Annotated in this window: 10 protein-coding genes; 7 read left to right on the top strand and 3 right to left on the bottom strand. The window is 56.5% G+C overall.

The window, feature by feature from the left end:
- Positions 1 to 57: 57 nt before the first annotated feature.
- From JMF94_RS00160 to JMF94_RS00130, 7 genes are all read left to right on the top strand, one after another.
- A complete protein-coding gene (locus JMF94_RS00160) occupies positions 58 to 525 on the top strand; it encodes a chemotaxis protein CheW (RefSeq protein ID WP_027180850.1) in 468 nt (155 codons plus the stop codon).
- A 157-nt stretch (positions 526 to 682) separates the two neighbouring features.
- Positions 683 to 1822 carry a DegT/DnrJ/EryC1/StrS family aminotransferase gene (locus tag JMF94_RS00155; RefSeq protein ID WP_240823211.1) on the top strand — a complete coding sequence of 380 codons (1140 nt, stop codon included), beginning with the start codon at positions 683 to 685 and terminating at the stop codon, positions 1820 to 1822.
- Between the two features lie 27 nt (positions 1823 to 1849).
- A complete protein-coding gene (locus JMF94_RS00150) occupies positions 1850 to 2386 on the top strand; it encodes a GtrA family protein (RefSeq protein ID WP_240823210.1) in 537 nt (178 codons plus the stop codon).
- Positions 2383 to 3357 (top strand): glycosyltransferase, encoded by a 975-nt coding sequence (locus tag JMF94_RS00145; protein ID WP_240823209.1) that lies wholly within the window; start codon positions 2383 to 2385, stop codon positions 3355 to 3357. The genes JMF94_RS00150 and JMF94_RS00145 overlap by 4 nt, the downstream gene beginning before the upstream one ends.
- A gap of 173 nt (positions 3358 to 3530) precedes the next feature.
- Positions 3531 to 5171 (top strand): L-lactate permease, encoded by a 1641-nt coding sequence (locus JMF94_RS00140; RefSeq protein WP_240823208.1) that lies wholly within the window; start codon positions 3531 to 3533, stop codon positions 5169 to 5171.
- A 204-nt stretch (positions 5172 to 5375) separates the two neighbouring features.
- Positions 5376 to 7190, top strand: a complete 1815-nt coding sequence (locus JMF94_RS00135) for a KUP/HAK/KT family potassium transporter (protein WP_240823207.1) — start codon at positions 5376 to 5378, stop codon at positions 7188 to 7190.
- A 42-nt stretch (positions 7191 to 7232) separates the two neighbouring features.
- Complete coding sequence (locus tag JMF94_RS00130) at positions 7233 to 7508, top strand: hypothetical protein (RefSeq protein WP_240823206.1); 276 nt, start codon at positions 7233 to 7235, stop codon at positions 7506 to 7508.
- Between the two features lie 264 nt (positions 7509 to 7772).
- Here the strand turns inward: JMF94_RS00130 and lepA are convergent, their stop codons facing one another.
- From lepA to atpD, 3 genes are all read right to left on the bottom strand, one after another.
- Positions 7773 to 9578 (bottom strand): translation elongation factor 4, encoded by a 1806-nt coding sequence (lepA, locus tag JMF94_RS00125; protein WP_240823668.1) that lies wholly within the window; start codon positions 9576 to 9578, stop codon positions 7773 to 7775.
- Positions 9579 to 9871: 293 nt separating this feature from the next.
- On the bottom strand, positions 9872 to 10273 hold the full coding sequence (locus tag JMF94_RS00120; RefSeq protein WP_022658958.1) for a F0F1 ATP synthase subunit epsilon: 402 nt from the start codon (positions 10271 to 10273) through the stop codon (positions 9872 to 9874).
- Positions 10274 to 10370: 97 nt separating this feature from the next.
- Complete coding sequence (gene atpD / locus JMF94_RS00115) at positions 10371 to 11792, bottom strand: F0F1 ATP synthase subunit beta (RefSeq protein WP_240823205.1); 1422 nt, start codon at positions 11790 to 11792, stop codon at positions 10371 to 10373.

Raw genomic sequence — 11792 nt, 5'->3', positions numbered from 1 at the left:
GGAGGCCATCCCATGACGGATACAATGGACGCGGCGCAAGCGACTAGGCAGGACATGCTGCAAGGTTCCGGACAGGAACATGAAGGCGATCTGCTCCAGCTGGTGACATTCCGCATTGGCGAAGAAGAGTTCGGGGTGGACATCCTTTCCGTTCAGGAAATCATCCGTCTCATGCAGATTACTATGGTGCCCCATGCCGCAGCATTTATTGAAGGCGTAATCAATCTGCGCGGCAAGGTTATTCCGGTCGTCAACATGCGTACGCGCTTCAGCATGCCCGCCCTAGAGCACGATGGCAACACGCGTATTGTCGTGATGGAATTTAACCAGAAAATAGTGGGTTTTCTGGTGGACGGAGTGTCCGAAGTGCTGCGCATTCCCGCCTCCACAGTGGAGCCCGCGCCACCGGTGGTTTGCGGCATTGGCTCCGAGTATATCCGGGGCGTGGGCAAGCTTGAAGACCGCCTGCTCATTCTGCTTGACCTCGACACGTTATTGAGCGACATGAACGCCGATGCGGGTTAGCATGGCGGCCAGGCGCGCACTACTGATTCCGTGCGGACGGCGGACTTTTTAAAGCCCGGCGTCCTGCGGTGTTTTGAGTGAACGACGCGCAGCCTGAAGCCTTCGCCAGCCGTAGCGGCACAGCCGCTAGGGTTATGCCGCCGCAGCAGGAGGCCTTATGTCCATGCGTCTTTCCCGCTCCATTGTGGGTGAAGCTGAAGCCCGCGCCGTAAGCCGTGTAATTACTGAAGACGGCTACCTCGGCATGGGCAACGAAGTGCGTCTTTTTGAAGAAGAAGTCGCCCGCTACCTCGGCGTCAAACCTAGTCAGGTTATTTCTGTAAATACAGGTACTGCGGCCCTGCATCTGGCTGTGGATGCCGTTGCCGCCCAGTGCCGCGTAGACGGAAAGCCGGAAGTTCTGGTACCTTCCCTTACTTTTGTGGCGTCTTTTCAGGCCATTACCGCCGCAGGCTGCCAGCCTGTGGCCTGCGATGTGCTGCCTGAAACCGGCACCATTGACCTTGCCGATGCCGAACGCCGTCTGACCCCCCGCACCATTGCCATCATGCCCGTGCACTATGCCAGTAATCCCTGGCATATTGACGCCATATATGATTTTGCCCGTGCAAAGGGCTTGCGCGTGGTGGAAGACGCCGCCCACGCCTTTGGCTGCAAAAGCAAGGGACGCATGATCGGCAGCTTTGGCGACATGGTCTGCTTCAGCTTTGACGGAATCAAAAATATTACCTGCGGTGAAGGCGGCTGCCTGGTGGCTTTTGATGAGGCCGCCGGAAATCTGGCTTCTGACGCCCGGCTGCTTTCTGTAGCCAACGATGCAAAGCAGCGTTTTGCCGGGGCGCGCTCGTGGGATCCCGATGTGACCCGTCAGGGCTGGCGCTATCACATGAGCAATATCATGGCCGCCATCGGGCGGGTGCAGCTTGGGCGGCTTGAATCGGAATTTATTCCCGCACGCCGCATGCTTACAGCCATTTATGAACAGCGCCTCGCCAATGTGGAGGGCCTTGCCCTGCTGGCCACTGACCCGCAGGACTTTGTGGTGCGCCATATCATGCCCGTGCGTGTTCTGGGTGGCCGCAAAGATGCCGTTAAGGAATTTATGGCGGCACGTGATATCCCCACCGGAGTGCATTACAAACCCAACCACCTGCTTAGCTGCTTTGGCGGGGGCGCGGAGTCGCTGCCCGTGACGGAACAGCTCTATGGTGAGCTTGTGACCCTGCCCCTGCACCCCGGCCTCAGCGCCGAAGATGTGGAGAGCGTGTGCGACGCGCTTGTTGCCGCACTCAAGTAGCGCTCGCCGGTGCGCAGGAGATTTGCCGTGGTTAGCGGCTGGCAGGCTGTGCCGGGTTTCAGATGGCTGGCGGATCTGGTGCGCGGGCTTTTGGCCCGGCGCTGGGTGCGCTTTGGCATTGTGGGCGGCGCGGCTTCCGTAAGCTATTTTCTGCTGGGGCTGTTGTTCGTCAATATGGCAGGTTTGCCCACGCTTGTGGGCAACGCCCTTGCCTATGCGCTCAGTTTTATTGTTTCCTATCTTGGGCAATGCCTGTGGACGTTCCGCGCTGCGGATTCCGCCGCAGGCATTGCCAGCCACCGAACCATGTTGCCGCGCTTTGCGGCTACCCAAGCAGTGGGCCTGTGCTGCAATTCGGCCATTGTCTGGCTGCTGGTGCGGCTTGGGGTTCCTTATGCCTGGGCCATGCCTGTTGCTGTCCTGACCGTGCCTGTCATGGTTTATGCGCTGTGCAAGGTCTGGGTATTCAGAACGCAGGCTTCATTCGCTCCCGCTGGCGCAGGGCAAAGCCCGGCCCAACAGACATCCACACCACCCACCGCGCGCAATGAGGATAAAGCATGAACGCCCCCGCAGTTTCGGTCATCATGAATTGCCTGAACAGTTCCCGCGATCTGCGCGAAGCCATGGACAGCCTCATGGCCCAGACATTCACGGATTTTGAGGTTGTTTTCTGGGACAACTGCTCAACTGACGAAAGCCCGGCCATTGCCAAAAGCTATGGCGAAAAGGTGCGCTACTTCCGGGGGGAGGGCATTGTTCCTCTGGGCGAGGGGCGCAATCTGGCCCTGGCTCAGGCCCGTGGGCGGTATCTGGCCTTTCTTGACTGCGATGACGTGTGGCGTCCTACCAAGCTGGAACGCCAGGTGGCCCTGTTTGAAGGCAATCCGCGTGTGGGCCTGGTTTGCACGGATACGGAAATTTTTGACGGCAAGCGTGTGTTCAAGAGGCTTTTTGCCGAAACGTCCCCTGCGCGGGGCATGGCCTTTGCCGCATTGATGGAACGCCAGTGGATTTCCATGTCGTCCGCCATGGTCAGCCGCGAGGCTCTGGCAAGCCTTTCGCCCGATAAAACACCATCGGGTGAAGGTCGCAACGGGGAGTGGTTTGACCAGAGCCTCAACGTGTGCGAGGAGGCCGATGTTTTTTACCGCATTGCCCACGATTGGGAGCTGGACTATGTGGATGAGCCTCTGACCCTTTGGCGGGTGCATGGGGGCAACACAACCTTTCGCAAATTTGGTCAATTTGCTGATGAAACATTGCGTATCCTTGAGAAGCACCGGGTGTTGTACCCTGGCTATGATCAGGAATATTCAGGTCTTGTCACGATGATGACCCGCAGGGCGGGTTTTCAGAAAGCTGTTGCCCTGTGGCGCGAAGGGCACAACGCCGCCGCCCGGCAGGCCATAAAACCCTGGCGAAATAGCGGCCGCAAATTCAGAATTTTCTGGTGGGCAAGCTATCTGCCAGGAATTTTTTTTGACGTTGCCGCCCGCCTGTATTTCGCGCTGCCAGCCAATTTGCGACAGTAGTAGTAAGTTTTGTCTCGACTTGGATAGGGAAACATATTGTATTTTTTGCTGAAAGATTATATTCGCACTCAAAGGTCTTAGTGGGGGGAAAGAGGTAGCATTTCTGGGTCGCACGGAAGGGACTCGCTCTGCTCAAGCCCCCTAGCAACACATAACAGTTGAGGGTCTGTTATATGGCTTGGACACAAGTGTATGATCCGGTTGGCGGAGCAGTAGTTTCCGCCCTGCTGGCAGGTATTCCCCTGATCAGCCTTTTTTACATGCTGGCCGTGCGTCGTGCTAAGGGGCATTACGCCGCGGCTCTCGCTGTGGCTCTTTCTTTCATTCTGGCGGTTGCCGTGTGGGGCATGCCGTTCGGAACAGCGCTGGGCGCATTGAGCTACGGCGCGGCCTTTGGTCTCTTCCCCATCATCTGGATCGTTATCACGGCGGTCTGGGTGTACAACATGACTGTGGAATCGGGCGAATTTGAATACATCAAAGAATCGCTCGCGCGTCTGACAGACGACCGTCGTTTGCAGGCCATCTTTATCGCCTTTGCCTTTGGTTCCTTCATTGAAGGTACCGCAGGCTTCGGCACCCCTGTGGCGATCACCGCCGCCATGCTGGTGGGCTTGGGCTTCCGCCCCCTGTACGCCGCTGGTATCTGTCTGATTGCCAACACCGCGCCCGTGGCCTTTGGCGCCATTGGTATCCCGATCATCGTCGGCGCCCAGGTCTCCGGCATTCCTGAAATGCACGTGAGCCAGATCGTTGGTCGTCAGCTGCCCTTCCTGTCCGTGCTTGTGCCCCTGTGGCTCTGCGTGGTCATGTGCGGCTTCAAGCGCGCCATGGAAGTGCTGCCCGCCATCATCGTGGCTGGCGTGAGCTTCGCCGGTTCGCAGTACCTGTTCTCCAACCACCACGGCGCAACCCTGCCCGATATCATGTCGGCTCTTATCACCATCGTTGCGATGGTGCTGTTGCTGCGCGTGTGGAAGCCCAAGACCGTGTGGCGTTTTGAGGGCGAAAAGGAAACCGTGCTGAGCGGCGCGGCCCCTTCCACGGGCATCGTGCTTCGCGCGTGGCTGCCTTACATCGTTCTGGCCGTCATGGTGTTCTTGTGGGGCCTGCCCCAGTTCAAGAACATGCTGAACGCCGTGCCCGGTTCGGTGCTCAAGTTCTCCTGGCCCGCTCTTGACGGCATGGTGCACAAGGCTGCTCCCATTCTGGCCGCCGGCAAGGATCCCAACTACCCCGCAGTGTTTACGTTCAACTGGCTCTCCGCTGGTGGTACGGCCATTCTGCTGGCTGGTTTCTTCTCCGTGCCTTTCATGCCTGGTTATTCGTTTGGCAAGGCCGTCAGCTGCCTGTTCCGTACCATTCATCAGCTGCGCTTCCCCATCCTGACCATCGCCATGATTCTGGGCCTGGCTTACCTCATGAACTTCTCCGGCATGAGCTCCACCCTGGGTATTGCCTTTACCCTGACTGGCCCGCTGTTCCCGCTCTTCTCGCCCCTTTTGGGCTGGTTGGGCGTGTTCCTGACCGGTTCGGACACCTCTTCAAACGCCCTGTTCTGCGGTATGCAGCGCTCCACGGCTGAAGTGGTGGGCATGGATCCGGCCTTGGCCGTTTCCGCCAACTCTTCCGGTGGTGTTACCGGTAAGATGATTTCGCCCCAGTCCATCAGTGTGGCAACCGCTGCCACCAATCTGGTTGGTCATGAAGGCGACCTCTTCCGGTTTACGCTTGGGCACAGCTTGGCCATGACGGCCTTTATCTGCGTGCTCACCTACCTGCAGTCCAACGTGCTGCATTGGATGCTGCCGTAAACTTGGTTTTCCTTCCGTAATGTGGCGCCGCCCCGCAAGGGGCGGCGTTTTTGCGTTTATGGGGAGGGACGAGCTGTTGCAAAGACAGAGCGCAGCCGCACCCCCACAAGAGAACCAGCAAACCCTTATGAGCCGCGCTTTCCAAGCTGTCTTGCCAGCCGCCCTTGTCTGCTTTATGGTGCGCTGCAATGCTTGGAGGACTACATGGATTCGCAGCAGATAACGTTTTCTTCAATCGTCAAATCACTGGGCCTTGTGTTTGGCGATATCGGCACAAGCCCCATATATACGCTGGCAGTTATATTCATGCTGACCGAGCGCACAGAAGACCATTTTATTGGCATTCTTTCGCTGATTATCTGGACTTTGCTGCTGCTTGTAACCGTGGGATATGCGTGGCTGGCCATGAGCCTGAGCAAGGGCGGCGAGGGCGGCACCATTGTGCTGCTTTCCATCCTGCGGCCCTTGCTGCGTTCCGGCAGAAAAATCGGCTTTGCTTCGGTTATGGCCTTTGTGGGCGTTTCGCTGCTCATTGGTGACGGGGTCATTACCCCGGCCATTTCCATCCTTTCAGCGGTGGAAGGCCTGACCCTTGTGCCGGGCCTTGAGGAAACCCCCAAGGTAGCGATAATTGGCGTTGCACTGGTATTTACAACCCTGCTTTTCGCCGTACAGAAAAAAGGCAGTGGCGCAGTGTCTGGCGTGTTTGGCCCGATTATGGCGCTGTGGTTCGGCGTGCTGGCAGTTTCAGGCATAGCCTCCATTACGCAGGCACCTCAGGTGGTCAAGGCGCTGAACCCCATATATGCCATCGACTTTATGGTACACAATGGAATTGCGAGCTTTTTTGTACTTTCTGAGGTTATTTTGTGCGCTACAGGCGGCGAGGCTCTCTATGCGGATATGGGGCACATGGGGCGTAAACCCATCATTGCAGCATGGGGCATTGTTTTTGTGGCTCTGGTAGCCAGCTATATGGGGCAGACCTCGTTTCTTATCCGCAACCCTGATGCCGGGAACGTGCTCTTTGAATTGATCAACAGCCAGGCCAGACATCTGTATATTCCGTTCTTGATACTCAGCCTCATGGCCACGGTCATTGCTTCACAGGCCCTCATAAGCGGCTTGTTTTCCATCATGTATCAGTGCATGGCAACGCACATCATGCCCTTGTTCAAGGTAGACTTTACCTCAAAAGAGCTGCACTCGCAGATATATATCAATTCAGTAAATTGGGCTTTGTATGTGGCAGTGGTGCTTGCCATCTGCGGTTTTGGCGAATCCCACAAGCTTGCTGCGGCATACGGCCTTGCCGTTACCGGCACCATGTCCATAACCGGCGTATTTATGGTCTGGATTTTCCATTTGCAGGGGCGGCACTTCAATTCCGTCATTGCGGCCATAGTCTGTGTGCTTGATTTCATCTATCTCTTTGCGAATTTTTATAAATTTCCGCACGGCGGGTACTGGTCAATTCTTATTTCCCTTATTCCTCTTACTGTTATTCTTATCTATACCCGTGGGCAGAGGGCTGCGTATCAACGCATGCGCCCCATGGGCAAGGAGCAGTTCCTGGAAAAATTTGCCGAAGAAAAGGCCAGGGGTTGCGCCATACGCGGTACAGCCATATTTTTTCTGCGCAGTCTGGACAAGGTTTCGCCCTACATAGTCAAGACCATGTTCAGCAATGGCATCATTTATGAACAGAACATCATGCTTTGCATTGGCCGTACCAATGAACCCATTGGCGTGACATGGCATTTTGATGAAGATCCCGCTGAGGGTATTCGTGTATTTGAAGTTGCTGCAGGCTATATGGAGGTAGTTGATATCTACCAGATATTGTCCGAAGCGGGCATCAAACCACGCGTAATATTTTATGGTGTGGAAGACATCCTCACCAGTTCGCCCGTGTGGCGCATTTACGCCATCATCAAAAAACTGGCGCCATCGTTCGTGCAATTTTACAAAATGCCTGTGCATGCCGTGCACGGGGTTATCAGCCGCATAGACATGTAGCTTGGGCGCTTTGACCAAGCATGCTTACAAGGAAGACTCGCCATGCAGAAAGATCCATTGGTTGGCAGCGGCTTGCTTATCTTGTGCCTGCTGGCAGGTTGCCTGGCATGCGGTTGCACCCCTAGGGAGCGGCCTCCCCTGACATTTGATGATCAGCAGGCCTTGGCAGCCAATCAGCAGTGCCGGGCAGAAGCCACACAGATGAACAATGAGTGGCGCGGCGATACCAGCTACTTCCCTTGGCGTGCCTATTACGACATGTGTATGAAGCGCTTTGAGATCAGTGATGCGGAAATGCGCAAGCTGCTTCTGCCGTAATCATGCCTGTTGCAAGCCAGCCATGACCACACAAGAAAGCCTGCGTTGCTGTATTGACCGTTTTGGTAAGAGACAAAAAGTGCGGCTCTGGTTCGCCCTGTGAGCCGGTTTTTTTAATTTTTGATAGATGGGTGTGTGCTGGCGTTGTCACGCTTGGAAGGGCCGTTTATGGCCCAATTGGGCCGTAGTGGCTGCGGGACATGCTGCGATGCAAAAAAGAAGGGTGGCTCGCATGAGCCACCCTTCTTTTTTGCATTTCCAAGTCTATTCATCGCCCACTTTGAGGGCAGCGAGAAACGCTTCCTGAGGCAACTCGACGTTACCCATGCGCTTCATACGTTTTTTTCCTTCCTTCTGCTTCTCAAGCAACTTGCGCTTACGCGTGATGTCGCCGCCATAGCACTTGGCCGTCACGTCCTTGCGGAAGGCTGACACGGTTTCGCGGGCAATGATCTTTTGCCCGATGGCTGCCTGAATGGCTACCTGGAAAAGCTGGCGGGGAATGCTGCGCTTGAGCTTGAGCGCCAACCCGCGTCCGTAGGTATATGCGCGGTCGCGGTGAACGATGACGGCAAGAGCGTCAACGGTTTCACCATTGAGCATGATGTCGAGGCGCACGAGGTCAGATTCTCGGTAGTCCAGCGGGTGGTAATCCATGGAGGCGTAGCCGCGCGTGGCAGACTTGAGCCGATCGAAAAAGTCGTAAACAATTTCTGCGAACGGCAACTCATAGGTGACTACCACGCGGTTGGTGGCCAGATAGTGCAGATTTTTCTGCATGCCGCGCTTTTCTTCGCACAGCTTCATGACGTTGCCCACGTAATCGTTGGGCACGTGGATATCCATGTTCACATACGGTTCGTAAAGTGCGCGTATCTTGGTGGGGTCTGGCAGGTGGCTTGGGTTGTCAATCTGCAAGGTCTTGCCATCGTTTGTGTCCACCTTGTAGACCACAGAAGGCGCGGTGGCGATGAGGCTGACCTCAAATTCGCGCTCCAATCGCTCCTGAATGATCTCCATGTGCAGCAGGCCAAGAAAGCCGCAGCGGAAGCCAAAACCCAGAGCCTGAGATGTTTCCGGCTCAAAGGAGAAGGCCGCGTCATTGAGTTGCAGCTTTTCAAGGGCGGTTTTCAGGTTTTCGTATTCGTCAGACTCTGTGGGATACAGACCGCAGAAAACCATGGGCTTCACTTCTGTAAAGCCGGGAACAGGTGTTGTGGCAGGGTTTTCCGCCAGTGTGATGGTGTCGCCAACGCGCGCATCGCCCAGATCCTTGATGGAGCCGCACATGAAACCCACTTCGCCAGCGTGAAGCTCGTTCACGTCCGTGGCTTCGGGGGAGAACACGCCAAGGCGCAGCACTTCGTATTCCTTGCCGGTGCTCATCAGGCGTACCATGTCGTTACGCTTGATAGCGCCGTCCATAATGCGGAACAGAATAACTACGCCCTGATAGCTGTCGTACCACGAGTCGAAGATGAGCGCTTTGAGCGGAGCCGCCACATCGCCCTTTGGGGGGGGGAGCCGGTGCACAATGGCTTCAAGAACCGCGTCAACGCCCATGCCTGTTTTGGCGGAAACTGGCATGGCCTCGGAGCAGTCAAGGCCGATACTCTCTTCGATTTCGGCCTTCACGCGTTCAACTTCGGCGCTGGGAAGGTCGATCTTATTGAGCACAGGCACGATTTCGTGGTCGTGATCCAGTGCAAGATAGACGTTGGCAAGCGTTTGCGCTTCAACGCCCTGAGTGGCATCAACAACCAGCAGCGCACCCTCGCAGGCAGCAAGGGAGCGCGAAACTTCATAGTTGAAGTCCACGTGCCCAGGGGTATCAATGAGGTTCAGTTCGTACATTTGCCCGTTCTGGGCTTTGTACGGAATACGTACGGACTGGGCCTTGATGGTGATGCCACGCTCCCGTTCCAGGTCCATTTTGTCCAGATACTGCTGGCGCGCCTCCCGCTTGCTGACAACCTGGGTCAGTTCAAGAATGCGGTCGGCCAGGGTGGATTTGCCGTGGTCGATGTGGGCGATAATGCAAAAATTGCGGATATTTTCCTGATTGGGCATGGTCATGTCCTGGGAAACTGGATGGGTTGGCGGCGAATTTTCCACGTTTGAACCTCTTTCAATATCCAAGATTCGTGCGGAAGTCTATTTTTTGTAGGGTGCGAATTCTTGGCAGAATGTCGATTTTAGCCTGAACACTGCATACGTTTAGGATGCCAGGTTGGGCAGATGGAAATGCCGAAGAGGGGGGAGGTGTAACAGGCCGGTCGCATGAAATTCAAGAAAAAAGCAAAGCCGCAACAGCGCGGAATTTTCCACGCCGTTGCGGCACCACAAATCTGAAAATTGGTCGCTCAGCGGAGCTGGGCCAGTTGCAAGCGCACAACTGCGCGTTGCAGAGCGGCTTCAGCGCGGACAATGTCCACCTTTTCGTCATGGCTGGCAATGCGCTTTTCAGCGCGTTCCTTGGCTGCCATGGCGCGCGCGGTGTCAATGCTGTCCGCCAGCTCTGCCGATTCGGCCAGCACTGTGAGCACGTCGTTGTTCACATCGGCGAAACCGCCAGAGATGAAAACGTGCCCATCCTTGCCGTCAGCGCGGTAGCGCAGGCCGCCGATCTTCAGGGCAGAAAGCAGGGAAACGTGCTTGGGCAGCACGCCGAATTCGCCCTCAATTCCAGGGCAGACGGCCATTTCCACTTCGCCGCTGACCACGGTTTTGTCCGGCGTAACCACTTCAAGTTGCAGCGTGCCCATAGGTACTCCTTCGCTCCTGATATACGCAGATGGCCGGGTTCGGGTCGCGCCTCATGCAAGGCGCGACCCAGAACCTCAAAGCGTTGCGATTAACGCCTTACTTCTCTTCCTGCAGCTTGCGCTGTTCGTACTTGGCAACGGCCTGTTCAATACCGCCCAGCATGTAGAAGTCGCCTTCCGCCATGTGGTCGTATGCGCCGTCCAGAATGCCCTTGAAGCCCTTGATGGTGTCTTCAAGCTTCACATACTGGCCAGGGGTGCCGGTGAAGGTTTCGGCCACGTGGAAGGGCTGCGAGAGGAAGCGCTGAATGCGGCGCGCACGCGCAACGGTCAGCTTGTCTTCGTCAGACAGTTCGTCCATGCCGAGGATGGCGATGATGTCCTGAAGTTCTTTGTACTTCTGGAGCACCATCTGCACACGACGGGCCACCATGTAGTGATCTTCGCCCACAACGTTGGGGTCGAGGATGCGCGAGGTGGAGTCGAGCGGGTCCACGGCGGGGTAGATGCCAAGTTCTGCGATCTGGCGGGAAAGCACGAGCGTTCCGTCCAAGTGCGAGAACGTGGTGGCCGGGGCCGGGTCGGTCAAGTCGTCAGCAGGGACGTAAACGGCCTGCACCGACGTGATCGAACCGTTGTTGGTCGAGGTGATGCGTTCCTGCAAGGCACCAAGGTCAGTACCCAGGGTGGGCTGATAACCCACGGCCGAAGGCATGCGGCCAAGCAGAGCGGACACTTCGGAACCAGCCTGCGTGAAACGGAAGATGTTGTCGATGAAGAGCAACACGTCCTGATGTTCTTCGTCACGGAAGTATTCCGCGCAAGCAAGGGCCGTAAGGGCCACGCGGGCACGGGCTCCCGGAGGTTCGTTCATCTGACCGTACACAAGCGTGGCGCGTTCCAGAACGCCTGCGTCCTTGAGTTCGTGGTACAAGTCGTTGCCTTCACGGGTGCGTTCACCGACGCCCGCGAAAACCGACGAACCGCCGTGCTGCTTGGCGATGTTGTTGATCATCTCCATCAGAATAACGGTCTTGCCCACGCCGGCACCGCCGAAGAGGCCCATCTTGCCGCCCTTGGGGAAGGGAACAAGCAGGTCAACGACCTTGATGCCGGTTTCAAGCAATTCCACCTTGGTGTTCAGATCCGTAAATTGCGGAGCCGGACGGTGGATGGGATAGTGTTTTTCAGCATTGACCGGACCCAGTTCGTCAACGGGGCGACCGATGACGTTCAGGATGCGGCCAACGGCGGCCTTGCCTACGGGAACCATGATGGGGTTCCCGGTGTCGACCGCATCCATGCCGCGGACAAGGCCTTCAGTGGCGTCCATGGCGATGGTACGAACGACGTTGTCGCCCAGGTGCTGCGCAACCTCACAGATGAGGCTGGGAGCATCGCTATTGTTCGGGTTGGTTATCTCCAGGGCGGTGAAGATACTCGGCAGGTTGCCGTCGCTGAACTCTACGTCCACCACGGCGCCGATAACCTGAACGACTTTACCGATGTTTTTGCTCAT

It is taken from the genome of Desulfovibrio sp. UIB00, assembly GCF_022508225.1.
Taxonomy (GTDB): domain Bacteria; phylum Desulfobacterota; class Desulfovibrionia; order Desulfovibrionales; family Desulfovibrionaceae; genus Desulfovibrio.
The sequence above is the reverse complement of the archived record's forward strand: the minus strand, read 5'-3'. Positions and strand labels throughout refer to the sequence as shown.

Excerpts from the sequence above, each read along its gene's own strand:
- JMF94_RS00155 (WP_240823211.1), top strand. The coding sequence starts at position 683 with ATGTCCATGCGTCTTTCCCGCTCCATTGTGGGTGAAGCTGAAGCCCGC.
- JMF94_RS00145 (WP_240823209.1), top strand. The coding sequence starts at position 2,383 with ATGAACGCCCCCGCAGTTTCGGTCATCATGAATTGCCTGAACAGTTCC.
- JMF94_RS00140 (WP_240823208.1), top strand. The coding sequence starts at position 3,531 with ATGGCTTGGACACAAGTGTATGATCCGGTTGGCGGAGCAGTAGTTTCC.
- JMF94_RS00135 (WP_240823207.1), top strand. The coding sequence starts at position 5,376 with ATGGATTCGCAGCAGATAACGTTTTCTTCAATCGTCAAATCACTGGGC.
- JMF94_RS00130 (WP_240823206.1), top strand. The coding sequence starts at position 7,233 with ATGCAGAAAGATCCATTGGTTGGCAGCGGCTTGCTTATCTTGTGCCTG.
- lepA (WP_240823668.1), bottom strand. The coding sequence starts at position 9,578 with ATGCCCAATCAGGAAAATATCCGCAATTTTTGCATTATCGCCCACATC.
- JMF94_RS00120 (WP_022658958.1), bottom strand. The coding sequence starts at position 10,273 with ATGGGCACGCTGCAACTTGAAGTGGTTACGCCGGACAAAACCGTGGTC.
- atpD (WP_240823205.1), bottom strand. The coding sequence starts at position 11,792 with ATGAGCAAAAACATCGGTAAAGTCGTTCAGGTTATCGGCGCCGTGGTG.